34 protein-coding genes and 2 pseudogenes are annotated in these 24,491 nt (G+C 22.9%); 25 read left to right on the top strand and 11 right to left on the bottom strand.

Features of this window, described 5'->3' with window-relative positions:
• Nucleotides 1-10: 10 nt before the first annotated feature.
• From AAHH39_RS00685 to AAHH39_RS00670, 4 genes are read right to left on the bottom strand one after another with little or no spacing between them, the layout of a single operon-like run.
• A complete protein-coding gene (locus tag AAHH39_RS00685) occupies nt 11-178 on the bottom strand; it encodes a hypothetical protein (protein WP_342218493.1) in 168 nt (55 codons plus the stop codon).
• Nucleotides 179-195: 17 nt separating this feature from the next.
• Complete coding sequence (locus AAHH39_RS00680) at nt 196-384, bottom strand: hypothetical protein (protein WP_286642310.1); 189 nt, start codon at nt 382-384, stop codon at nt 196-198.
• Between the two features lie 34 nt (nt 385-418).
• Nucleotides 419-577, bottom strand: coding sequence for a hypothetical protein (locus AAHH39_RS00675; RefSeq protein ID WP_286641280.1), 159 nt, complete (start codon nt 575-577; stop codon nt 419-421).
• A 15-nt stretch (nt 578-592) separates the two neighbouring features.
• Nucleotides 593-1,228 carry a hypothetical protein gene (locus tag AAHH39_RS00670; RefSeq protein WP_342218492.1) on the bottom strand — a complete coding sequence of 212 codons (636 nt, stop codon included), beginning with the start codon at nt 1,226-1,228 and terminating at the stop codon, nt 593-595.
• A gap of 58 nt (nt 1,229-1,286) precedes the next feature.
• Here AAHH39_RS00670 and AAHH39_RS00665 point away from each other — a divergent pair, with 58 nt between their 5' ends.
• Nucleotides 1,287-2,231, top strand: coding sequence for an IS30 family transposase (locus tag AAHH39_RS00665; RefSeq protein WP_342217458.1), 945 nt, complete (start codon nt 1,287-1,289; stop codon nt 2,229-2,231).
• Nucleotides 2,232-2,318: 87 nt separating this feature from the next.
• Here AAHH39_RS00665 and AAHH39_RS00660 read toward each other — a convergent pair whose 3' ends face one another.
• Nucleotides 2,319-3,344: a hypothetical protein gene (locus AAHH39_RS00660; RefSeq protein ID WP_342218491.1), complete on the bottom strand. Its 1,026-nt coding sequence runs from the start codon at nt 3,342-3,344 to the stop codon at nt 2,319-2,321.
• A 2-nt stretch (nt 3,345-3,346) separates the two neighbouring features.
• Nucleotides 3,347-4,276 (bottom strand): DNA cytosine methyltransferase, encoded by a 930-nt coding sequence (locus AAHH39_RS00655; protein ID WP_342218490.1) that lies wholly within the window; start codon nt 4,274-4,276, stop codon nt 3,347-3,349.
• Between the two features lie 932 nt (nt 4,277-5,208).
• Between AAHH39_RS00655 and AAHH39_RS00650 the strand changes: the two genes are divergently transcribed.
• The 23 genes from AAHH39_RS00650 to AAHH39_RS00540 all read left to right on the top strand — a co-directional run bounded on the left by AAHH39_RS00650 (nt 5,209) and on the right by AAHH39_RS00540 (nt 19,353).
• A complete protein-coding gene (locus tag AAHH39_RS00650; RefSeq protein ID WP_342218286.1) occupies nt 5,209-5,361 on the top strand; it encodes a hypothetical protein in 153 nt (50 codons plus the stop codon).
• A gap of 16 nt (nt 5,362-5,377) precedes the next feature.
• Nucleotides 5,378-5,785: a hypothetical protein gene (locus tag AAHH39_RS00645; RefSeq protein WP_342218489.1), complete on the top strand. Its 408-nt coding sequence runs from the start codon at nt 5,378-5,380 to the stop codon at nt 5,783-5,785.
• 3 nt (nt 5,786-5,788) lie between these two features.
• Nucleotides 5,789-6,226, top strand: coding sequence for a hypothetical protein (locus AAHH39_RS00640; protein WP_338957028.1), 438 nt, complete (start codon nt 5,789-5,791; stop codon nt 6,224-6,226).
• Entirely contained in the window at nt 6,216-6,509 is a 294-nt protein-coding gene (locus AAHH39_RS00635; RefSeq protein ID WP_338956663.1) for a hypothetical protein, read from the top strand. The genes AAHH39_RS00640 and AAHH39_RS00635 overlap by 11 nt, the downstream gene beginning before the upstream one ends.
• A gap of 3 nt (nt 6,510-6,512) precedes the next feature.
• Complete coding sequence (locus AAHH39_RS00630; protein ID WP_342218202.1) at nt 6,513-6,656, top strand: hypothetical protein; 144 nt, start codon at nt 6,513-6,515, stop codon at nt 6,654-6,656.
• Nucleotides 6,649-6,774: a hypothetical protein gene (locus tag AAHH39_RS00625; RefSeq protein WP_338956665.1), complete on the top strand. Its 126-nt coding sequence runs from the start codon at nt 6,649-6,651 to the stop codon at nt 6,772-6,774. The genes AAHH39_RS00630 and AAHH39_RS00625 overlap by 8 nt, the downstream gene beginning before the upstream one ends.
• Before the next feature lie 103 nt (nt 6,775-6,877).
• Nucleotides 6,878-7,132, top strand: coding sequence for a hypothetical protein (locus AAHH39_RS00620; protein WP_338956667.1), 255 nt, complete (start codon nt 6,878-6,880; stop codon nt 7,130-7,132).
• Nucleotides 7,132-7,377, top strand: coding sequence for a hypothetical protein (locus AAHH39_RS00615; RefSeq protein WP_286640816.1), 246 nt, complete (start codon nt 7,132-7,134; stop codon nt 7,375-7,377). Before AAHH39_RS00620 ends, AAHH39_RS00615 begins: the two co-directional genes overlap by 1 nt.
• A gap of 121 nt (nt 7,378-7,498) precedes the next feature.
• A complete protein-coding gene (locus AAHH39_RS00610; RefSeq protein WP_338957016.1) occupies nt 7,499-7,699 on the top strand; it encodes a hypothetical protein in 201 nt (66 codons plus the stop codon).
• Nucleotides 7,686-8,495, top strand: coding sequence for a hypothetical protein (locus AAHH39_RS00605; protein ID WP_342218488.1), 810 nt, complete (start codon nt 7,686-7,688; stop codon nt 8,493-8,495). The genes AAHH39_RS00610 and AAHH39_RS00605 overlap by 14 nt, the downstream gene beginning before the upstream one ends.
• 15 nt (nt 8,496-8,510) lie before the next feature.
• Nucleotides 8,511-8,669 carry a hypothetical protein gene (locus tag AAHH39_RS00600; RefSeq protein ID WP_338957013.1) on the top strand — a complete coding sequence of 53 codons (159 nt, stop codon included), beginning with the start codon at nt 8,511-8,513 and terminating at the stop codon, nt 8,667-8,669.
• A gap of 41 nt (nt 8,670-8,710) precedes the next feature.
• Complete coding sequence (locus AAHH39_RS00595; protein WP_338957011.1) at nt 8,711-8,899, top strand: hypothetical protein; 189 nt, start codon at nt 8,711-8,713, stop codon at nt 8,897-8,899.
• A 17-nt stretch (nt 8,900-8,916) separates the two neighbouring features.
• On the top strand, nt 8,917-9,102 hold the full coding sequence (locus AAHH39_RS00590) for a hypothetical protein (RefSeq protein ID WP_174480219.1): 186 nt from the start codon (nt 8,917-8,919) through the stop codon (nt 9,100-9,102).
• 17 nt (nt 9,103-9,119) lie between these two features.
• A complete protein-coding gene (locus AAHH39_RS00585) occupies nt 9,120-9,326 on the top strand; it encodes a hypothetical protein (RefSeq protein ID WP_342218487.1) in 207 nt (68 codons plus the stop codon).
• A gap of 73 nt (nt 9,327-9,399) precedes the next feature.
• Nucleotides 9,400-10,344 (top strand): IS30 family transposase, encoded by a 945-nt coding sequence (locus AAHH39_RS00580; RefSeq protein ID WP_342217458.1) that lies wholly within the window; start codon nt 9,400-9,402, stop codon nt 10,342-10,344.
• Nucleotides 10,345-10,576: 232 nt separating this feature from the next.
• Nucleotides 10,577-11,758, top strand: a complete 1,182-nt coding sequence (locus AAHH39_RS00575) for a hypothetical protein (protein ID WP_338957176.1) — start codon at nt 10,577-10,579, stop codon at nt 11,756-11,758.
• Between the two features lie 14 nt (nt 11,759-11,772).
• Nucleotides 11,773-13,470 carry a hypothetical protein gene (locus AAHH39_RS00570; protein WP_338956996.1) on the top strand — a complete coding sequence of 566 codons (1,698 nt, stop codon included), beginning with the start codon at nt 11,773-11,775 and terminating at the stop codon, nt 13,468-13,470.
• Nucleotides 13,471-13,473: 3 nt separating this feature from the next.
• A complete protein-coding gene (locus AAHH39_RS00565; protein WP_342218486.1) occupies nt 13,474-14,157 on the top strand; it encodes a hypothetical protein in 684 nt (227 codons plus the stop codon).
• A gap of 54 nt (nt 14,158-14,211) precedes the next feature.
• Nucleotides 14,212-15,001, top strand: a protein-coding gene (locus tag AAHH39_RS00560; protein ID WP_425288900.1) for an IS5 family transposase whose coding sequence is annotated in 2 segments (ribosomal slippage) — nt 14,212-14,472 and nt 14,474-15,001 — 789 coding nt in all. Because the reading frame shifts where the segments join, the coding sequence is not laid out codon by codon here.
• Between the two features lie 603 nt (nt 15,002-15,604).
• On the top strand, nt 15,605-16,597 hold the full coding sequence (locus tag AAHH39_RS00555; protein ID WP_342218485.1) for a hypothetical protein: 993 nt from the start codon (nt 15,605-15,607) through the stop codon (nt 16,595-16,597).
• A gap of 826 nt (nt 16,598-17,423) precedes the next feature.
• The gene (locus tag AAHH39_RS00550) at nt 17,424-18,074 is read left to right on the top strand and encodes a hypothetical protein (RefSeq protein WP_342218484.1); all 651 of its coding nucleotides are present in this window, start codon (nt 17,424-17,426) and stop codon (nt 18,072-18,074) included.
• 109 nt (nt 18,075-18,183) lie between these two features.
• Nucleotides 18,184-19,107, top strand: coding sequence for a transposase-like zinc-binding domain-containing protein (locus AAHH39_RS00545; RefSeq protein WP_342218483.1), 924 nt, complete (start codon nt 18,184-18,186; stop codon nt 19,105-19,107).
• A 48-nt stretch (nt 19,108-19,155) separates the two neighbouring features.
• The gene (locus AAHH39_RS00540) at nt 19,156-19,353 is read left to right on the top strand and encodes a hypothetical protein (RefSeq protein ID WP_342218482.1); all 198 of its coding nucleotides are present in this window, start codon (nt 19,156-19,158) and stop codon (nt 19,351-19,353) included.
• 75 nt (nt 19,354-19,428) lie between these two features.
• Here the strand turns inward: AAHH39_RS00540 and dnaB are convergent, their stop codons facing one another.
• From dnaB to AAHH39_RS13175, 4 genes and pseudogenes are all read right to left on the bottom strand, one after another.
• On the bottom strand, nt 19,429-20,769 hold the full coding sequence (gene dnaB, locus AAHH39_RS00535) for a replicative DNA helicase (RefSeq protein WP_342218481.1): 1,341 nt from the start codon (nt 20,767-20,769) through the stop codon (nt 19,429-19,431).
• 2 nt (nt 20,770-20,771) lie between these two features.
• Complete coding sequence (rplI, locus tag AAHH39_RS00530) at nt 20,772-21,215, bottom strand: 50S ribosomal protein L9 (protein ID WP_286641879.1); 444 nt, start codon at nt 21,213-21,215, stop codon at nt 20,772-20,774.
• Nucleotides 21,216-21,247: 32 nt separating this feature from the next.
• A complete protein-coding gene (locus AAHH39_RS00525; protein WP_342218480.1) occupies nt 21,248-23,245 on the bottom strand; it encodes a DHH family phosphoesterase in 1,998 nt (665 codons plus the stop codon).
• 105 nt (nt 23,246-23,350) lie between these two features.
• Nucleotides 23,351-23,806, bottom strand: a pseudogene (locus tag AAHH39_RS13175) (IS30 family transposase); the annotation flags it as partial.
• Here AAHH39_RS13175 and AAHH39_RS00520 point away from each other — a divergent pair.
• On the top strand, nt 23,772-23,924 hold the full coding sequence (locus AAHH39_RS00520; RefSeq protein ID WP_342218260.1) for a hypothetical protein: 153 nt from the start codon (nt 23,772-23,774) through the stop codon (nt 23,922-23,924). The pseudogene AAHH39_RS13175 and the gene AAHH39_RS00520 sit on opposite strands and share 35 nt — an antisense overlap.
• Nucleotides 23,925-23,977: 53 nt before the next feature.
• On the opposite strand, the pseudogene AAHH39_RS00515 reads toward AAHH39_RS00520, so the two are convergent.
• Nucleotides 23,978-24,466, bottom strand: a pseudogene (locus AAHH39_RS00515) (helix-turn-helix domain-containing protein); the annotation flags it as partial.
• Between the last annotated feature and the right edge of the window lie 25 nt (nt 24,467-24,491).

The raw sequence follows: 24,491 nt of genomic DNA, 5'->3' as shown, positions 1-24,491 counted from the left end.
TTCTCCTTGCTTAATGTAACTTTATCTTTTTACGTTCTTGCATTAATTTTTGTTTAATACTATCTTTATATTCTTGACAATCTTTGTATGGACAATGATTATCAGTTATTCTTTCTGAATAAGTTGAAAATACTCCATTACATTCCATACATTTTCATAAAATTGGTTTAGTTGTCATTTTACTTTCTTCCTTTATTATTTACTTTCTTTATTAATTTTTTCATTTAATTTTGCTAATTTTTTTTGATGTTTTATTACTTTATTATTTGCTCGAACGTGTTTTGGAGTTGTAATAAATCGTTTAAATCAAACAATTAGTTCCCTACAAATTAATGTTCCTACACTTGTTCCAATAATGATTAATTCATGCAATAATTCTTTCATTTCAATATTTTCCTTTCAATTATTTATTTTTTAATTATTCGTCAAATTGACCACCATTAATTCTTTCAATCATTGACTGATAATTACTTATAATAGTTACTAATAAAGAAATTTCTTTATTTAATTGTTCCATTCTTTCTTTATGCGTTTTTATTTCGTGATTATAATATTCAATTAATTTTTCTTTATTCATTATTTTTCACCTCCTTTATAAACTTTCATAATATGTAGTTGGTCTATATACTGGTGATATTCTATCTACAACATCATTAATTAATCTTGCATTTTCACTAGTAAATGTTGTTTCTTGCATTTCTTCAACATTATGATTTGTTTCCATAGGCAATAGATTATTAATAATTTCAGAAGCACCAGCAATAATAGTTGGGACTGCATAAGCATTACTAAAATCATTATTAATACCCATAGCAACCCCACTTGATATTAAGCAACCACCAGTAGCCATATTTGCTATTTTACGTATAGTTTCAAATTTACTTGGTATTAATTCAGTAATTCCAGCAACCAAATTTGCAATACCATATGAATTTAAACTAATAAATGTATCTCAATCCATTAAAGATTGTTCATTAACGTTATTGTTAGTTATTGATAATGTTAATGTTGGTCATGGTGGTGTTTCTGTAGTTGTTGTAGTTGGGGTAATAGGATTTATTGTTTCAGTAAATTTAGTATAATTAACTAAACCAATTGTTCCTAATCCTAATGCTATTTTTTTACTTGAATTTAATAGTTTACTTTTTAAATTGGGCATTTGATTTAAATTTCATATATCAATTCCTAATTTTTTAGAAAACCTGAATTGTAAAATTAAAAAGGACACTTATATAAAAATTAAATTGTGTTAATTCTATAATTAAGAAAAGAAAGGAATTAGCACAATGTATAAGTATCTGACTATTGAATCAATAATAGCAATAAAAGAATATAAAAGTTATGGATTTTCGATTCGTAAAATAGCAAAAGCCATTGATTATAGTAAATCAACTGTACATAGAGTTTGTAGATTATTAAATCAAAACTTATTACCATTAGAAATATTGAATAAAATTCAAAAAAATAAACAAAATGCAGGTAGAAAATTAATAATTTTAACTTTAATAGAAATTAATACTATTAATCATTTGTTAATTACTAAAAATTATGCTCTTGATATAATTGCTAATTTTTTAAAGGAAAATAAAATAAAAAGTATTTCAACAAAAACTTTATATAACATGTTTAAAACAAATCGAATGGGTTTTGATGAAAATAACTTATTGAGAAAAGGAAAAAATAAACCTCACAAACAAAAAGAAACTAGGGGCAGAATTAATAATTGTAAGTCTATTCATGAAAGAAATTTAATCATTCCTAATATTAAAAATATAGAAGAATTTGGTCATTTAGAGGGTGATACTATCATTGGTAAAGATCATAAAAGTTCTATTATTACTTTAGCTGATATATGATCAAAAACCACAATTCCTTTAGCAACTAAAAATAATAAATCAGAAAATATTACAAAAAGTATAATAAAATTTATTTCAAAGTTACAAAAAGGAACAGTTAAAACTATTACTTTTGATCGTGGTAAAGAATTTAGTAAATGAAAATTAATCGAAAAAAATTGTAATGTTAAGATTTATTTTGCAGATCCTGGTAAACCTTGTCAAAGAGGTTTAAATGAAAATAATAATGGTATTTTAAGAAGATATTTACCAAAATCTACAGATCTATCTTCATATAAACAAAAAGATTTAAATACTATAGCATTTCAAATTAATTCTACACCCAGAAAATCACTATCTTATAAAAGACCAATAGATTTAATACAATTATTTTAAAAAACTGTCCCATTTATATTTACAATTCAGGATTTTTTGGTAATTGAAAATCATTAAAATTTTTGATTTTAATATGAAAAATATATACTAATTAATTTTTAACATTGAAAAATCAAAATCTTCAGATGAAAAAACTCTGTTATTTCTTTTTAAAAATTCTTTTGTTTTATAAATTTCTTGAGAAACCAAAATATATTGTCCTTTTTTCTGTAAAATATTATTCATCACTTTTTCTGTTAAATCTAATCCTAAAGTTACAACTATCATTGCATCAACATCTAACTCTGATACATTTTCAGAGTTTTGTTTATACCTTTCTCTAAGCGTTCTTTTTGCACTAATACCAATATTAAATTTATTATATTTTACAATAAAATCATATTCAACTGAATGAACTTTTGAATCATGAGAATTATTTAATAATTCAATATTTTCTTTGAATTCTAAAAATTTCTCCTTAACTCTAGCTTCATAACTTGAACCAGCTGTAGATTTTATTGATTGATTAACACTCTCACTAATAATCAAATTAAAAACTGCAGCACTATTTAAATTACTATTTTTTGATAAAAATTTAATTTTTTCATTTAATTTTAATATTTCATTATTTGATGTATTTAAAATAAAACTACTTTTACCATTATCAAATCTTATAAGCATATCAATTATTAATGAAAAAATTACTCTAAAACTATATGGATATTCTAAACTACTAATATCATACTCTATACTAAGTGGATCATTTATACTACTAATTTTTTTTACAAATCTGGAATTTGTAAATGTTTTAACTTCTTCTCATAAAAGTTCTTTTAATTGAAATAAAGAAATTGCAAAATCTAAAAAAATAATAAAATTATTTACATTTTTATTATTTGTTAATAATAATTCAGATATATTATTTGATTCGCCATTAGTTTTATAATTTAATATACTAATAATAAGTTCATATCAAGATTTACTATCCAAATTTTTATTTTTATTTCTTTCAATTAATACTTGTAAATGAAATAAAACAGATGACTTTACTTTTGATTGAATTAGTCACTTTAATATTCTATAAAACAAAATATTTTCATCTCATATTGTTTTTTCAATACTATCAATATTCATGATTAAAATTTTACTCTTTCTAATAATTTAACAATTTCTTTAGCTATTTCTCTAACGACTGCTACAGCAACCGAATTTCCAAACTGTTTATAAGATTGATTATCACTAACAATAATTTTAAAATTACTTGGAAATCCTTGCAAATTAGCACACTCTCTTGGAGTTAATTTTCTTGGATTATTATTTTCTTGATATAATAATATTTCTGATCCGTCTTTATAATATCTGGCCGATAAAGTACTTGTATACTCTGAATTTTTATACACCAATGAATAACCAAATCCATTTCCTTTAGACCTATTACGCTCTTTTCTTTCCTGATGACTGTTTCAAAGTTTATCAGAAATTGTATATTTTTTATCAATATTATTTTCTATTATATCGGAAACTGCTGTTGGCTTATTAAAAGAAGTAGGAAACTGAAAATCTATACTATGTTCTAAAAAACCAACTATGTATACTCTTTCTCTATTTTGAGGAAGACCAAAATTTCGAGCATTTAATATCTTATAAGTAACTTTATAACCTAAATCTGTTAGATTATTTAAAATAGTTCTAAAGGTATTACCTTTTTCGTGATTCATTAAACCTTTCACATTTTCTAATAAAAATGCTTTTGGTTTATGAAAAGATAATATTCTAACTATTTCATAAAATAAATTACCACGATCATCGTTAAAACCTTTTCTTTTTCCTGCAATTGAAAAAGCTTGACAAGGAAAACCACCTAATAATAAATCATGATTTGGTATACTTTCTTCAGATATTTCTCTGATATCTCCAAAAGGTATTTCATTAAAATTTTCAATATATGTTTGCACTGCAAATTTATCTATTTCACTACTAAAAACACATTCCATTCCTAATTCTCTAAAAGGTAAACTTAAGCCACCAATTCCAGCAAATAAATCTATAAATTTTAATTTACTCAAAGTAAGACCTCCTTACTCTTTTTACAAAATTTTTAATTTTACTTCACAAAGAAATTATAACATTCATCCTTATCTTATTTTTTAAATAAAAAGTTATTTATTTTTTAATTTTCAATATCCTCAATAATATGTTAACTGCTGAATTACTAGAAATGATATGAATAATTATTATGATGAACAAACAACTGTTCAAAAACAATCTTCAACTTTATAAAAAGTATTATATTAAATGTAAATAAAAAATTATAATCTATTACTAGATTATAATTTTTTATTTTTTATATTTTTTGATAATCCTGAATTGTAAAATTTTAAAATTTTTATTATTAACACCCTTTAAATATCTACTACACGCAGTGACCAAGTAGGAGAAAGTTAATAATTAATAACCCTCTTTAACACTATTATCAACACGTGTTAGGGAATTAAAACAGTGAACTACAACACAGTTGTTAAAAATAGTGGCTAGAACATGTGGACTTGCATGGATAAATAAAAAGTGGAGTGATACCTAATAAATTATACTAACCAGTAATGGTAATTCTTGGGGTGGGAGCGAATTGGAAACTAGTATATATAGACCTACTAGGGAACCTACTATATTAATTCTATTCTTTATTTAACCAACCTTGCCACCCCCCAGTGAGCAAGCGTTGGTTTTATTTTTTTTGAAAATTTTTTTGTGCGAGAAAATAAATTTCAAACTTGTAAAAAAAATTGAGCAGTGCCGGTTCAATTAAAATATTAATTTGTTTAACACAAATTAAATAAATATTGAATCGAATGCCTCGATTTCTTTTTAAAATTTCACAATTTATTTTTGAGCCCAGAATTTCTGGAATGAATAAAACTAATAGTATTAATAATATAAAAATAAAAATATATATTCTGTTGCTTGTAGCATAAAGAATATATTAGAAAAGAAAGTAAAAATGGAAGAAAAAGAAAAGAAAGAATTAATAGAACAAAAAATAAAAATAGTAAAAGAACATCAAAAAAAGTGATTAAAAATAAAAATAATTATTACTTTAATTTCAACTTTAATTGGATTAATAATTTTATTAATTACTGTAAGTAAAAATTAAAGAAATAAATAAAGTTATGAATATTAATGAAAATAAAAAATGTGAATTAAGAATTTGTAAAAATAAAGTTTGAAAAGATTGTATTAATAATTCTACTAAAACTATTAAATATAAAAATTGACCAATACCTTATTTAATAGGTGACAGTTGTTATCACAAACTACCTAAATACCTTAAACAAACAGCAAAAATAATTGAAAAGGATATTTTGATTATGAATAAAACTAAAAAAAGAAGAAAAAGATGTGTTGAATGTAATGAATTATATGAAGATAACAAAATCAATATGCTTTATCACTTTAAAACAGAATTAGAAGCAGAACAACATAATACTAAAAAATATGAAGATAATTATAATATTGAAAAACATTTAGATTATACAAAATCATATGGATATGTTTGTGATTGATGTAGAGATGATTAATAAATGCAATACGAATTAATCATTGGTATTGACCCTGCTGGTATTGGTAATAATGGAATTGTTATATATTCAAATGAAACTAATAATATTATTTTTAATGAAACATTTAAAGCAAAAACTGTTTTAGAAAGTAAAAATATATATAAAGAATATTTTAAATTAATTAAAAAACAATTTAAAAATAAAAAAATATTAGTTATTGTAGAAAATTTCTTTTTAAGTTCAAAACAGTTATTAACTAATCCATTAGCAACACCAAAAGTTATTGGTGCTTTAATGATATTAGTACAAGATGTTATGAACTGAGATTATCATGAAAATGAACCAAAAAACAAAAATAAAATAGAAGATTATAAAGGAAATATAAAATTTACAAAACATGAACAAGATGCTTATAAACATATTCAATATTATTTAAGGAATTATAAAAATGAAAAATAAAGAAAATTACGTTAAATTAACAGTAAAACTTAGTAATACTATTGAAGTAAAATATCATGAAAAAGGTAATAAACAATTATATTATACTGTTCGTGGTCAATGAAATGGATTAAACTATGTTACTTTAATTTTTAATAACCCAAAATTTTATAAACGATGTATTTTATTAAACAAAAATGATGAAATTATAGTAACTGGTCAAATCTTTAATACTTTAAATATTCCTAAAAATCGTGCATTTTGTTCAATTAATGTTAAATGATTTAAAAAATGAAAGGAATAAATAATGAATTTTGATGAATGATACATGAAAAAAATAAAAGAAACTTTAAAAATTATTGAAAGTGATAGTTATAAAGAAGAACTAAAAAAACATAATGAAATCATTGAAAAACATAAAAATTTAATGAAAGGACTAAATAATGAATAAAGAAAAATTAATTAATTATATTAAAAAACAACAAAAATTCTATAACGGTACAGAAATAGATTTGATACTTGATATTTTATTGCAAAAAATAATTAATGGTGAATTTAATAATGAATAAATGTAAAAAATGTAATAAAAGAATCTGATTAAGTAAAAATTGATGTATGACATGTTTAGAAATAATAGTTAATAATTTAAATAAAAATAAGGAGAAATAGATAGTGAATAAAGACCAAGAAATTATTAATGAATATAATAAAAAACGTAATAAAGAAATAACTGAAGAACATTTATATAATATAGAAAAATTAAGAGAAGAGTTTAAACAAAAAGTAATTAATAAATATAATGAAAAATTAATTATCTGATTGAATAAGCAAATTAGTATTTGTTTATGTGATTCATTAAAAGAAGCAGGTAAACTTACTGCTTATTATAAATTAATTGAGTTTATAGAAAATGGAGAACTTCATTAATGATAATATTACCTACTTTGTTTGAAAATAAAGATGAAATTGAAATATTATCACCATTTCCAAAAGCAATTCATACAAGTAATGATATTAGAGCAATTATTTTAAGACAATATCCAAATGTTAAATCAAAACACATAATTGTTTCTGACCCCGAAAGTAATGTTGCATTAATAGTTGGTGATAATGATGTTTATCAAGGTTGAATTAAAGTAACAGTTAAAAAATTAGAAATTAAAGGAGAATAAACAAATGCAAAAGGAAAAAATTAAAATTAGAAATTATGAATTTGAATTAAATTCTTATGTAGTAGATTCCTTATTAGATGTTATAAGAGAACTGATAAAAACAAATAAAGGAGAATAAATTATGTTAGATGAAATTTTAAAAGTAATTTTTGATAGAGCAGATAAAAAAGAATTAATTAATATGATAGAAAGATTAATTCTTTGTACTAATAATAGAAAAGAAACAAAAAAATGACTTATTAGAGAATTTGATAAAAATAATTATGTTTTAGAAAAATTATTACAATTAGAAATACAAGGAGAAAAAAATGGAAACAAATAATTATACTTTAACTAAATTAATTAGAACTGGTATAAGTCCTATTTGTGCAATGATTGGTACAAGTGCTTATTATGGTCAAGTAATTGCAAATCCAATATTAGGTTCAATTAATAGTTTATTATTTGGTAAAAAATTAGGTTTAGATATATGAAATTTAAATCAAAGACCAAATACAAAAACTAAATTAATTAATAGTTCTAAAAAAATTATTTTAGGTTTAGGAACAATTGGTTTAGCAAATTATAGTAAATGAACAGAAAATAATATTAATCCTATTATTCCAACAACACCAACTCCAATAACTACTACAACTACAACAGAAGGTCCTCCATGATTACTATTAAATAAACAAGAAAATCAGTCATTAATGGATTGAGATACATATATTAGTTTAAATGCTTATGGTATATCAAATCTTATTAGTGGAATTCTAGAATTAATACCTAATAAATTTGAAGCAATAAGAAAAATTTGTAATATGGCAACTGGTGGATGTTTAATATCAAGTGGTGTTGCTATGGGTATTAATAATGATTTTAATAATTCTTATGCAGTACCTACCATAATTGCTGGTGTAAGTGAAATTATCCATAATTTACTTCCAATAGAAACAAATCATAATAGAGAAATGCAAGAAACTTCATTTACAAATGAAACTGCAAGATTAATAAATGATAATAGATTTACTATTAATAGTGAAACATCAAGTCAATATGGTAGTGGTAATATAAGCGAAGCACTATTAAATAATGATAATGCTTCATTAAATTGAGATTATAATCACATGAGTTTATAAAGGAGGTGAAAAATAATGAATAAAGAAAAATTACTTGAATATTACAATGACAAATTAAAACAACATGAAAAAGATTTACAAGAAATACGACTGAATGAAGGTATAGCTAAAAATATTTTAATAGACACAAAATATATGATTGAAAAAATTAATAAAGGTGAATTTGATGAATAATCAAAAATAAAAAAATAAAAAATTGAAAGGAAAATATAAAAATGAAAGAATTTTTAAAAGCACTTGAAACAATTGGAATAAGCACTGGTATATTAATTTGCAGAGAAATTATTGTTTTATTAAAACGATTTATTACAACTCCAAAACATGTTAGAGCAAATAACAAAATTATCAAACATCAAAAAAAATTAGCAAAATTAAATGAAAAGATTAATAAAGAAAATAAATAATAAAGGAGAAAAATAATATGACAAAAATTGAATTTAATGAAAAATATAGAAAACAAGATATCAGTATTGATAGAGATTTTGATTTACATATTGATAATTGTTTTAAATTTTCTGATATCAATACATTAGAAAATGCTGTTAATGATTATAAAAAACTAATAAGTGAAATGCCACAATTAGTTAAAGATTGATTATTGGGATAAGATTAGGAGAATGTTAAATGTTAGAAAATGAAAATAATGTTCAACAAACAACTGAACCTTTAACTGAAAATAATGCTCAACAAGAAATAGAAAATAAAGTTAATGAAGCAGAAAATAAGTTAAATAAACTTAATCAAGAAATTAAAGAAAAAGAAATAATTAATATATTTAAAAAATATCAAGTTAAAAGTGAATTTTATGATTTTTTAAAACCTGAATTGTAAAATTAAAAAGGACACTTATATAAAAATTAAATTGTGTTAATTCTATAATTAAGAAAAGAAAGGAATTAGCACAATGTATAAGTATCTGACTATTGAATCAATAATAGCAATAAAAGAATATAAAAGTTATGGATTTTCGATTCGTAAAATAGCAAAAGCCATTGATTATAGTAAATCAACTGTACATAGAGTTTGTAGATTATTAAATCAAAACTTATTACCATTAGAAATATTGAATAAAATTCAAAAAAATAAACAAAATGCAGGTAGAAAATTAATAATTTTAACTTTAATAGAAATTAATACTATTAATCATTTGTTAATTACTAAAAATTATGCTCTTGATATAATTGCTAATTTTTTAAAGGAAAATAAAATAAAAAGTATTTCAACAAAAACTTTATATAACATGTTTAAAACAAATCGAATGGGTTTTGATGAAAATAACTTATTGAGAAAAGGAAAAAATAAACCTCACAAACAAAAAGAAACTAGAGGCAGAATTAATAATTGTAAGTCTATTCATGAAAGAAATTTAATCATTCCTAATATTAAAAATATAGAAGAATTTGGTCATTTAGAGGGTGATACTATCATTGGTAAAGATCATAAAAGTTCTATTATTACTTTAGCTGATATATGATCAAAAACCACAATTCCTTTAGCAACTAAAAATAATAAATCAGAAAATATTACAAAAAGTATAATAAAATTTATTTCAAAGTTACAAAAAGGAACAGTTAAAACTATTACTTTTGATCGTGGTAAAGAATTTAGTAAATGAAAATTAATCGAAAAAAATTGTAATGTTAAGATTTATTTTGCAGATCCTGGTAAACCTTGTCAAAGAGGTTTAAATGAAAATAATAATGGTATTTTAAGAAGATATTTACCAAAATCTACAGATCTATCTTCATATAAACAAAAAGATTTAAATACTATAGCATTTCAAATTAATTCTACACCCAGAAAATCACTATCTTATAAAAGACCAATAGATTTAATACAATTATTTTAAAAAACTGTCCCATTTATATTTACAATTCAGGAAATTTAAAACTAATAATTTAGAAAATTCAAAAATTGAAGAAACTATTAAAAAAATCATTAAAGAACAACCAGTATTTAAAGAAACAATTAATACAGGTGGCAAACCACAAACAATAATAACAAATCAACCAAGTTCAATAAAAAGTACATTATTGGATTATAAAAAAAATAATAATTTATAACAGAAAGGAAATCAAAAAATGGCAATACAATTCAATAAAAATTTAGATAATACCGAAAAATTAGTAGAAGCACCAGAGTTTATAGAATTTTATAAACAATCAAATTCACCATGAGCAAGTTTTTTTCCTATCGAAATGGTTAATTCAACAAAAATTGAATTTATAGTTAAAAAACCAAAAAATTCAGAAATTAAAGTATTAAAATGAAATGATAAAAGCAAAGGATTAGATGTTAGTTATGCTGAAACTATTAAAATTTTAAAAGAAATTAAAGAAGAAGCAGTTGCGGGTGAAATAATTGCTAATGTTGATTTAAATGCTGAAAATGGACAAAATTTATTAAATACAATGCAATATGAAGTTGCTAATGACTTAGCAGATTATTTAGCAAATAATGATACAAATGTAATTGCAAAATATGCAACTAAAATAGACATTACTGATAAATCACCAGTAGGATATTTAAAATCAATGTTAGATGCTTGAAATACTTTATTTCAACTAAGAAATAGTAATAATTGTCGTTTTTTTATTACTAATAATCTTTATGATAGTATTGTTTATTTAGCTAATAATAAAGGATTAATTACTGATAATCAGATTGCTCAACAATTAAGATTAAATGGAAATGATTTATATATTAAAGGTGTATTATGTCAAATTGTAATGGATGATTATATGACATTTACTGATAATAATGAAACTAAAATTATGTCTTTTGTTTTAGCAACACCAAGAGCAATGAAAAGATATATGTTACAAAATACAGTTGTATATGTTCAAGATATTGCTGATGGTAAAGTTGGAAGAAGATATTTAGTTGGTGGAGAAGTAACTGGTGAATCAATACCCTATATAACAGATGAAGAAACAACTTCACGCTGAATGTTATGTGCAATTGTTAATAATGATAAAAATGATTTAAAAACTAAGATTACAAATTTAACAACTGATATTACTGCAAATGGTAATAACAATAACAATGAATTAAATACAGAAATAAAAAGTACTAATGAACTTAAATCATTAAATCCAAATTTAACAAATCCAACTATTAAATATTTTAGTGATGCACAAGGAAAAACTAATGTAAGTAATCAAAAACAAAAAGCAGGTGACTTATATATAACTATTACTGCAAATATTAATGACTTAAATTATAAAGGAACAACAAATCCAATTAAAATAACTCTTAAATAAAGGAAATTAATATCATGCCAATTGGTACAACTAGTACAGCAATACTTTTAAACATAAATAAACCAAAACATACTAGAACAAGTAACCAACAAGAAAATAAAAGTTTTTGATGAGAAATTTTAGAAATGATTGGTGTACAAGTAATAGCAGTAGCACTTGCTCCTTTTACTGGTGGTTTAAGTGAAAGTATAGCACTTGGATTAGGTGCAAGTGATTTTATTGCAAGTACTATTAATTTTGGTATTTATGCTACAACTGATTTTACTATTAATCAAGTTTATGATTATTTAAAAGGAAATGTAACACCATTAAATACTTTTTTTAATATATTACCTGCATTTGTTGGAATTAATAAAATTAGTCGTGGTTATCGTACTACTAAATTTATTAAGTTAGCACAAAAAACTAAAACATTAGAACAAATTGGTGTTAAAGAAGCAAAAAATTTACAAGAAATTATTAGTCAAGTAAGTGGAAAAGAAATTTTAACAGATAAAATCATTGGTAATAAACGTTATTTATTTAATTATAGTTTGGCACCTAATCGTGAAACAATAACACAAAATTTAGGTTATGTTGCTGAAAAACAATTTAAAAATAATTTTAAATCTTTAAAATCACAACAAATAAAAGAATATTTATCATTACAAAATACATTAATAAAATTAAGTCCACAATTAACTCCAAAGTTTAAAATTAAAGATATTGAAAAAGCAAATAACTTTTTAAAAAAATATAATACTGAATTAAAAGAAGTATTAAAAATGAACCAACATGATTGATTAAATTTAGTTCATACAATACATACAGAGAATAGATATGGAAAAACTTTAATTTTAGATTTACAAAAAATTCGTGCTAATGCTATTAAATTTAATTTTAAAAATAGTTCAATTCATAAAATTGTTTTAAATGCAAATAAAATTTTTAAGTATTTTGATATTAGATTTTATTTAAAAAAAGGTTTAAATAAATTTTGAAAAGATACACCATATTTTGAAAAATTACGAGAAAGTATATATAAATTACAAGAAAAATTTGAAAAATTAGAAAAACAAGCATTTGAAAAAATTAATAAATTAAAAGAAAAAGCAACAGATTTATTTACTAGTGCAGAAAAAAGAGCAATTAAACATGCACAATTAATTCCACTAAATTCACCAGTATTTATGGGTTGTAAAATTCAACCTTTATCATTAGACAAATGTGCAATTACTATTTATCATCGTAATCCTAAGTATAAACCAATTACAGTTGTTGATAGTATTCTTAAAGCAAAAACTTTTGTTACTCAAATACATCCATTTCATTGATATCGTTGATATAGTGGTTGATACATTGGTTATGGTGTTAATCGTAATAAATGATTAAAAGCAATAGCATTTGCTCCACCAGTGGTGCAACAAGTAATTAGAGATAGTTTTAAAGTATATAGAGAAATATTTAGAACTATTAGAACTTATCATAAAGTAGTAAATGTTATTAATAATCCTATTGAAAATATTAATAAATCATTTAAAAGTGTTGGTTTAAAATTTTCAGTTAATACTTTATTTGGTACTGGACTATTACATCATTTAGAAAAATTTGCATATAGTCAAGTTGTAGAAAAAGGTAAGAAAAAATTACAAAAAGAAATTATCCATATATCACATAGGAAAACTAAAACAAAAACTAAACATTATAAAAAAGCATTTTTTAAGGAATGATAAATTATGATTAATAAACTTTGAACTGATGTCAGTCTTGAAAATTATAATAACTGATATCCATTAACTGGAAAAATTACAGAAACTCCACCGCAATATATAAATACATGACCTAATGTCAAAGACTGATTTACAACTTTTGCTATTCGTGCTCAAAATGATATTAATGCTTATCTTGATTTTATTTTATCTAAATTTCCTTTTGATAGTTTTAAAGATGAATTAATTAAAGAAACATTAAGAGATATGGTTTATGTAATGGTTGAACATTGAGTATTTAATCGTACACCAATTGAATTTAATGTTGATGCTACTATTCAATTCAATAATGGTACATCATTTAATGCAAGTAGTATTCCTACAATTAATGTTTGAGATTTAGCACCAAGTAGAATGAAAATATGAGCAAGATTAACAGAATTAAAACAAGTATTTTCAAATTATAATCAAGATGAAATAGATATTGAAAAAATTGACTTAAAAGTATTTTATACTAGAAATCAAGTTGATGAATTAATTAAAGAACAAAAAGAATTTACATTATCAAAACAAATAAAATTATATGATGATTTAGTTAATGATAACGAAAATGAGATATATAGGGGTCGTGTTACAAACTTTATAAATAAAGGTTATGTTGCAACTGATTATGACCCAAAAACTGAAACAATGATTTTAGAACCTGTTTAGAATCTTTTCGAAAATAATGTAAAATGATTATATATTTTAAAATAAGAGGTATATATGCATAAAAATTATCCAAGTCATGTCACCAAAGAACAATTTGAGAACATAAAATCAATTTTAGAAAATAGCAAAAAGAAAACAAAACCAAGAAGTTTAGATTTATATGAAGTATTTTGTGCAATTTTATATGTATTAAAAAGTGGTTGTCAATGAAGAATGCTACCAAAAAATTTTCCAAAATGACAAACTGTATATTATTATTTTCAAATTTGAAGTAAAAATAATGGTAAAGAACCTAGTGTATTGCAATTAATTTTAAAAAAAATTAGTTAAAAAAGTTCGTATCAATAATAATCGCAAAGAACAAACTAGTTTTTGTATAATTGATTCGCAAAGTGTTAAAAATACAGATACTACTGAAAATAAAGGTTATGATGCTGGTAAAAAGATTTCAGGCATAAAACGTCATATTGTTGTTGATTCTCAAGGTTTACCACATGCAATTTACATAACCACAGCAGAAAAAACAGATCGTAATAGCGCTATAATAATGATTGAAAATGAAAAAGAAAATCTTTCTGCAGTTCAAAAAATAATAGTAGATGCTGGTTATACTGGTGAAAAATTTGCTTCTGAAATCAAAACAATCATAAATGCAAATGTTGAAGTGATAAAACGTAATGAATTACATACTTTTGTAGTATTACCAAAAAGATGAATTGTAGAACGAAGCTTTGCTTGATTAGAAAAATACAGAAGATTATGAAAAAATTGCGAAAGAAAACTAAATACTAGTTTACAAATGGTTGTTCTTTCATTTATTTCAGTTTTATTAAAAAGATTCTAAACAGGTTCTTAGATTGACCTGATGAAATTGGTACATTACCACCAGAAGCATTACAAAATAATCCACAAATTGGTGATTTTACTCATGCTGCGACTGCTGACTTTTCTTTTAATTATGTAGAAAAGTATGGATGACCAAAAATTATTCATCAATTTACACTTAAAATATTATTTTTAATTAAAAATTTGTTAAAAGTAACATTATTTAGTGTAAAAATTCTCTAAAAATAACACTTTATCATGTATCATTACTTTTCTACAAAATTAAAGGACTTTTCTGCTAAACAACAAAAAAAGAATTACTACTAATGAAAATAGTATTAAATTATTAGAAAATAAAGTTGATATTAATAAACAAAATATTGATGATATTAAAAATAATTGATTTAATATTGAAACTAGTCCTTTATGAAAAAAAGTTAAAAATGAAAATATTAAAACAGATATATGATATATTATTGATTGAACATATTATTTTATCGATAGTAAACAACTTATTATAAGTAATAATAAATTAACTAAATCTAATATAAGAATTACTAATCATCAAATAGAAAATAGACAAATAATAATTGAAAAAATTGATGTTAATATTGACAAAGTAATGTTATTATATGATGATAATTCAATAAAATTTATTGTTAATAATAGCACAAAAAAGTATACACCAATAATTCATAATATATATCAATATCAAGGTACTGGAACACCAACTGAATTTATAGCAGAAGAAAGTACTGAACGTGATTATTATACAAAACTAGAAACTAATAATTTATTAGATAAAAAACAAGATAAATTAATTGCTGGTACTAATATAACTATTGATGAAAATAATAAAATTAGTGCTACTGGTGGAAGTGCAGATTTATCAGATTATTATAAAAAAGAAGAAGTAGATAAAAAATTAGAAGAAACAGAAGAAAAGTTTCCAATTGCTTTTCAAACATATGTTATTACTTATGATGTTTCTACATTAGAAACTACTAATAAAACTGTTGCTGGTGCTATTAATGAAAATAAAGCAAATATTGATAAAAAACAAGATAAAGAAATATGAAAAGTAATAAGTAAAAGTAAAAATAATCGTGAATGAGATAGTTTTGAAATTAATTTTAATACTGTATATAGAGTAATTATAACATTAGATGAATTACCAGTAAATCAAGCAAATATAAAGCATAAAGTAGAATTTAAAACTGGTAATTATTTAGGTGGAGATTATTTACTTGCAAAATTTGTTTTAGATAAATTCCATTTAGTTAAAAAGTTATATGTAGGAATAATTGCTGGAAATAAAGGAAAATATTGAAACGAATATAATACTTGTAGAAATTTTATTGAAAATGGTCAATATGATGAGTTAATAAAATATATGAATGAAATATTAAAAAATCATAAAAAATTAAAAAAACAATATTTTAAAAATAATAAACAAGGTATTCAAAATCAAGGTGCTAAATGAAATATAGGTACTTTTGCTGAAAGTAATATTTGATATATTTTAAAAGAAATGCTTGGTAATAGAACATATAGTATAAATATTTATATTAAAATGGTTATTTTTAAGTGTAATCTTGTGAATTCTAAAACATAATCAAAATTTTTTATTTTTTATTAAAATATTAAAAACTTATTAAATTAAAAGTTAATAAGAATTTTTGTTGTGTATAAATATTAATTTTATTATTGATTTTTTCAATATTTGTATTTTAATTGAAATTAATTTAATTTAGTAGTAAGATAAATTTACAATTGCATATAATTACAATTATTTCTTGTCTATAATTTAAAAGAAATGTTTAAAAAGTAATTATATCCTCCGTTTTTGTTACCGTCCCAAAATAATATTTTAAGTGTAAATTGATGAATAATTTTTGGTTATCCATACTTTTCTACATAATTAAAAAAAATGTGACTTAGAAGTTAAATCAATTTTAGAAAAACAATATAAAAATGATCAAATCAAAGAGTTCTTAGTAAAACTTATAAATTCAAAAAAAGAAGAAAATAAATTTTATAGTAACTTAGAATTACTAGCGGATGTTTCACTATATTATAAAAAGATTAAAAAAACTGTTAAAATAACAAATAATACTTTGGAAATAATAAGCAAAATTTTAAAATTAAATGATACTGAAATAAATAATTTTTTAAGTTTAAGTTGAAATAAAATTCAAGAAATAACTACAGAAAAAATCATAAATATCGAAGAAATTAATGATTTATTAAATGAACCTTTTGTAAATACTTCATATATTAATCAAAAAAAATTTAATATAGATTTCTAATTTAATATCTTTCTAAAATACTTGCATTAACTTCATAAATAACACTCAAAAGTATTATAAATACTATTTTATTTTTGAAATAATGTAAAATTATTTTATAAAAGGGGTTAAAGTTTGAAAAAGGGGTATTTTATGAAAAATTTAAAAAGTATACTATCAATTGTAGGTGTTTTAGGATTTACAGCAGCAACAACAAGCAATGTCACTGCATGTATAAGTAATATAACAAGTAATTTTCAAGAAATAACAAATTGAAAAGAAAATAATGGTGAAATTCAAACCTTAGTTAATAATAAAAATACTATTTATGCAGGAACCAAAACTGGTGATGACAAAGGTAACTTATTTAAAATTACTGATGATGATACAATAACAGCACTATCTGATTGAAAAGATACTAATGGTGAAGTTCATGGTTTACTAAATGTCAATGGCACAATCTATGTTGGAACTAAAACAACACCTGTTAATAATGCATATACAGGAAAGTTAATTAAAATTACAAAATATGACACAATAACAATATTATCAAAATGAAATGTAAATAATGATGAAATTTATAGTTTAACTACTTCAACAAACGAAAGTATTTATATTGGAACCAAAACTGGTGATGGTCAAGGAGATTTATATAAAGTTAAAGAAGATGGTACAAGTACACTAGTAACCAACTGGAAAGAAACTAATGGCGAAGTTTTAAGTCTAGTTAATGACAATAATACAATCTTTGTTGGAACAAGAACTACTGATGGTAAAGGAAGATTATTTAAAGTTGTCCTTTAATTTTGTAGAAAAGTAGTGGTATTAGTAAAATTAGCAAAAATATATTTTTATATGGTATTTTTAATATTAAAGAGGTGATTTTAAATGAATAAAAATACATTTAAATAATTTGTCTGATAAAGATTTTATTGAGATTTTTAGAGAAAATAAAACTAGAATTAAACAAATTGAAAAAAAAGAAAAATTTGAAGCAGTCGAAAAAAAATTCAAAGAGAAAGGGATTCAATGTCCAGATTGTAGTTCTTTTTTGTGTACTAAATATGGTAGTAAAGATTATAAGCAAAGATATAAATGTAAAAGTTGTAATATTACTTTTCATGCTTTTAAAAATCATTATTTTTATTGAAGTCATTTATCTCATGATCAATGAGATTTATTGATACAAATAGCTACTTTAGGTCAATCTGCTTACATTATTTCTCAATTTATTAATACTACAAATAAAACTGCCTGATTTAATCGTCAAAAATTTATGAAATCAACACAATTAGTAAAAACACAAAATCAATTTGTAAAATTAAAAGCTAGAATTGAAATTGACGAAACTTTTATCAAAGAAATTCATAAAGGAAACTTTAAAGATCCAAATGATCCAAGAAAACAATGAATTGAAGAAAATGCTAAAGATTTAAATTGTTGTATTCAAATGGCAATTGATGAAAACCGAAATATCTATGCTCAAACAACAAATACTAAAAGATTAAATAAAAAATGAGTACAAGAAAACTTAACATCGAAACTTATCGAAGAAAATTCAATTATAGTTTGTGATATGCAAGTATTATATGATACAGTAGCTAAACAAACTAAATCCACTATCCAGCAGTTTAAATCAAAAGAAAATAAAGAATTAAATTATAAAAAATTAAGTAATGTCAGTAAAATACAATCAAGTTTAAAAGAATTTATTACTCATTACCATGGCATTGGATTTACCAATATTCAAAATTACCTCAATTTATGGAAATGAAAATATCAACACTACGGATTAACCCCTTATCAAAAATCCAATGTGTTATATTTCAGTTTGTAAAAAAAATAAATCCCAAAATTTAATAAAATCAAATTTTAAGTCAAGTTGATGACTTTTTTTATTTTACCACTACTTTTCTACAAAATTAAAAAAGTTGTCTATACAGTAGCAATTGGTATTTTTAGTTGAAGTAGCAGTGGTGGTGAAGTACACAGTTTATTAAATGTCAATGGTATTGTTTACGCTGGAACTAAAATTAGTGATAATAAAGGAAAACTATTTAAAAGTTTAAATCCAGAAGGATAATAAAAACTAATTAATTTAATTTATTAACTTCTTTTAAAAAAAACCTAAAATTTAATTTTAGGTTTTTTATTATTTTTATCCTGTATAATTTTCAAACTTACCTCATTTTGGAATAAAAACAGTTACTACTTTTCCTGTTGGGCCGTTTCGATGTTTAGAAATAAGAATTTCAGCAAGATTACTTTCTTGTGAACTTGTTGTTTCTTCACTATTTTTTTCCTTATAATAATCATCACGATATAAAAACATAATTACATCAGCATCTTGTTCAATAGCCCCTGACTCACGTAAATCAGACATTAAAGGACGTTTTTCTTCACGTCTCTCCACCATTCTTGATAATTGTGATAAACAAACAATTGGTACTCTTAATTCTCTTGCCAAAATTTTTAAACTACGAGAAATATTTGAAACTTCTTGTTGACGTGATTCACTATCTCTACCAGTTAATAACTGTAAATAATCAATAATTACTAACTTAATGCTATTTTCACGACTTAATTTTCTTAATTTAGTTTGCAACTCTAAAACTCTTAAACCAGGTGTATCATCAATAATAATTCTTTTTTGTTTCAATTGCTCAGCAGTAGCACTAATACGATTTCAATCAGCCTGTGTAAATTTAGACTTATTACGTAAACGATTAGCATCAAAATGTCCTTGACAAGAAATCATTCTTGTAATTAATTGATCTTTTGGCATTTCTAATGAAAAAATAACAACAACATCGTTTTTATTATTTTGTTCATTAGCAGCATTTAAAGCAAAATTAAGTGCTAAGGCGGTTTTACCCATTGAAGGTCTAGCTGCTAAAATAATTAAGTCACCTCGCTGAAAACCACTAGTAATCATATCCAAATTGTTAATACCTGAACTTGTACCAGTAATATTAACTGTTGATTTTTGTAGTTGTTCAATTTTAGTTACCACATCATCAATGTGTTCACTAATTGGCAACATCTCTTCATGATTACGTTCACTACTTACTTGTACAATTTGAGCTTCAGCAGCAATTAAAACTTCATTAATTGACTTTTCACTTTGTAACTCTTTACCAATATTTTTTAAAGCATTTTCTAATTGTCGTTTAGTAGTTCTTTCAATCAAAATATCAATGTGTTCTTTTAAATTAGCATCAGTAATATATTGAGCCACTAAAGAAGATAAATATTCAATTCCACCAATTTTATCCAAATTATTTTGCTTAACTAATTCTTCGGCAATAGTTGTTACATCAATACCAGAATTATTTTTATAAAGATTGGTAATTGTTTTAAAAATAATTTGATTAGAATTAATTGTAAAATCATGTGGTGCCAATAAATTTAATGCACTTTCACATGCTGGTGATGATTGAATCATCGCACTTAAAACATTAACTTCTGCATTATTTATATATTGACCATTGTTAGACATAATTATTCTCCTAAAACTTCAACCTTTAATTGTGCAATAATTGTAACATCTAATTTAATATTAATGTTAGTTATACCTAATTCATTAATAGGATTAAATTTAACAAATTTATGTTTATCAATTTTAATGTTATATTTTTGCACTAGTTGTTCACAAATTTGTTTTGAAGAAATAGCACCAGAAACTTTACCATTATTACTTTTTAATTTAAATTGTAAAGTAATTAAAGCTAATTGTTCTTTAATTTTTTGTAAATCTTCTAATTCCATTTCTCGTTGTATTTTTTTATTTTCAATTACTTTTTGATTAATTTTTAATGCTTCTGATGTAGCAATTACAGCTAATTTTCTAGGTAATAAATAATTTTTACCATAACCATCACTAACATTAACAACTTCACCTTTTTTACCATAATTTTTAACATCCGTTAAAAGGACAACTTTCATTGTAAACATCTCACTTTCTATTTTAATAATTTTTAATACCTTTCAGTAGTAGCACTCTCACTTTGATATACGCCACTTTCAATTAGTTTTACCAATTCATCATACAATCCTCTAATTCCTAATTTACTACTTTGGACAGCAGCAGCACTAAAGTGACCGCCACCACCTAAGTTTTCACAAATAATTTGAACATTTATTTCACCGTTGCTTCGTGCTGATAAACAAGCACGTCCTTGACGATCATAAGCAATAGTAAATGATGCTTTAGAATCACGTAAGTCTAACAACATTTCTGAAATTTGCGCTAAATATGAAGTATGTACTTCTAAGTTTTCATCACCAACAGCAACTAAAAATCCTTTTTTAATTTCTTGGGCGTGACTAATTAAAGCAAATTTATCAATTAGTTCATTTAAACTATTTTTCAATAATCCTTTAACTTTAGAAGGAGAAGCTCCTCAATCAGTTAATAATCCACAGGCTTCAAAAGTTCTTCTTGTTGTTCTTACTTGGAAATTATTAGTATCAATTAAAATACCTGCAAACATTATATTTCATAAAAATTCTGATTCAATATTATTAAAATCATTATAATAAATAATTTCTGTCATTGCTTCAGCTGTTGAAGAAGTTCCTGCATCAATATAAGAAGTAATGGTGCTACTAATTGATTCATCAGAAACACGATGATGATCAATAACAATAATTTTTACAGCTTTACTTAATAAATCAGGACTATCAACGCGTTGTGGATTATGAGTATCAACAACAATTAATAAAGTATTTGCATGAAGAAATTTAAGTGCTTGTTTACCTGTAATAAAATTATGACTAATATAACTTTCAGGAACAAGTTCATGAAGAATTTTTAATGTTTTTTCATCAACTTCATTTTGATTAATAACATAATGAGCACTTTTATTTAAACTTTTAGCAATTTCAATAATAGCTGTTCCTGAAGAAATACTATCAAAATCAGCAGCCGCATGTCCCATAACTAAAATGTTTTCTGCTAATTTTATTTCATTATATAATGATTGTGCAAACATTCTAATATTAATTTTAGATTCTGATTGTTTTGCTTCAATAGTACCTCCAATAAAAACTGTATTACCACCAAATTCACGAATAACTACTTGATCACCACCACGATAAACTGCTAACTCTTTACTTTCAATAGCCAAATCATATAGATCTTTACTAATAGCATTACCATAAGAGAAACCAGCAGATAACGTAATATCTGCTTTAAATTTTTTAACACCTTCTCGAATATTTTTAATAAGTGGAAAATTATCATTCCTTGCTTTATTAAATTCATTTTGATAAAGTAAAATATTGTAACCATCTTCAATATTACCTAATAATAAACCTGAATAATTATTAGCAAAATCATTTAATTCAGTTTTAATAAATGCTTCAACACGAATTTGATTCTCAACTCTTAATTTTTGTAAAGAATTATAAAAATTATCAATACTAATTACACCAAAAACTAATTTTTCTTGCTGTAATTTATTATATAAGAAATGATATTTAGTTGTTTCTTGTAACAAAATTGTTCTAGTTTGTACTAAATAAATAGCATCATAAAGCATATCTTCAATTTTAAGTGTAATTTGAGTAATATTATTACTAATTAATTGTTCTAAATCTCTTGATAGTTTAACAATTGATTTTCCAATTAATCTACCTAAACCTTTATCTTCTAAAAATTCACTTACTCACATAATTGATAAATCACTATCTAAAACAATCATACCAACACTACCAAAAGTTAAAGCTTGTGCATTATTTAATTTTATGATTTCAGCTGTGTTAATATAACGATGACGAATTCATAAACTAAATAAAAAAATATAAAGACAAACAATAATAAAATTACCTAAAACTAAACTTAAAATTACAGTAATAGTGACCACTTGTTCTGCTGTCTCAATATTAACAATAAAATAAGTCAAGCCAATTAAAATTTCAACTACTAATCAAACAATCATTATTAAATGATAATTTCTTAACGATTTGAACACTTTGTCACTTCCTTCTAATATTATTAATTATACTATAACACTAATATTAAAAACAGCCATTATCTTTTATGTAACCTGAATTGTAAATATAAATGGGACAGTTTTTTAAAATAATTGTATTAAATCTATTGGTCTTTTATAAGATAGTGATTTTCTGGGTGTAGAATTAATTTGAAATGCTATAGTATTTAAATCTTTTTGTTTATATGAAGATAGATCTGTAGATTTTGGTAAATATCTTCTTAAAATACCATTATTATTTTCATTTAAACCTCTTTGACAAGGTTTACCAGGATCTGCAAAATAAATCTTAACATTACAATTTTTTTCGATTAATTTTCATTTACTAAATTCTTTACCACGATCAAAAGTAATAGTTTTAACTGTTCCTTTTTGTAACTTTGAAATAAATTTTATTATACTTTTTGTAATATTTTCTGATTTATTATTTTTAGTTGCTAAAGGAATTGTGGTTTTTGATCATATATCAGCTAAAGTAATAATAGAACTTTTATGATCTTTACTAATGATAGTATCACCCTCTAAATGACCAAATTCTTCTTTTAATTATGTAGAAAAGTATGGATGACCAAAAATTATTCATCAATTTACACTTAAAATATTATTTTTAATTAAAAATTTGTTAAAAGTAACATTATTTAGTGTAAAAATTCTCTAAAAATAACACTTTATCATGTATCATTACTTTTCTACAAAATTAAAGAATTCTTCTATATTTTTAATATTAGGAATGATTAAATTTCTTTCATGAATAGACTTACAATTATTAATTCTGCCCCTAGTTTCTTTTTGTTTGTGAGGTTTATTTTTTCCTTTTCTCAATAAGTTATTTTCATCAAAACCCATTCGATTTGTTTTAAACATGTTATATAAAGTTTTTGTTGAAATACTTTTTATTTTATTTTCCTTTAAAAAATTAGCAATTATATCAAGAGCATAATTTTTAGTAATTAACAAATGATTAATAGTATTAATTTCTATTAAAGTTAAAATTATTAATTTTCTACCTGCATTTTGTTTATTTTTTTGAATTTTATTCAATATTTCTAATGGCAATAAGTTTTGATTTAATAATCTACAAACTCTATGTACAGTTGATTTACTATAATCAATGGCTTTTGCTATTTTACGAATCGAAAATCCATAACTTTTATATTCTTTTATTGCTATTATTGATTCAATAGTCAGATACTTATACATTGTGCTAATTCCTTTCTTTTCTTAA

The sequence above is a fragment of the Spiroplasma endosymbiont of Amphimallon solstitiale genome, assembly GCF_964030965.1.
Lineage (GTDB): Bacteria > Bacillota_I > Bacilli_A > Mycoplasmatales > VBWQ01 > Spiroplasma_E.
The sequence above is the reverse complement of the archived record's forward strand: the minus strand, read 5'-3'. Positions and strand labels throughout refer to the sequence as shown.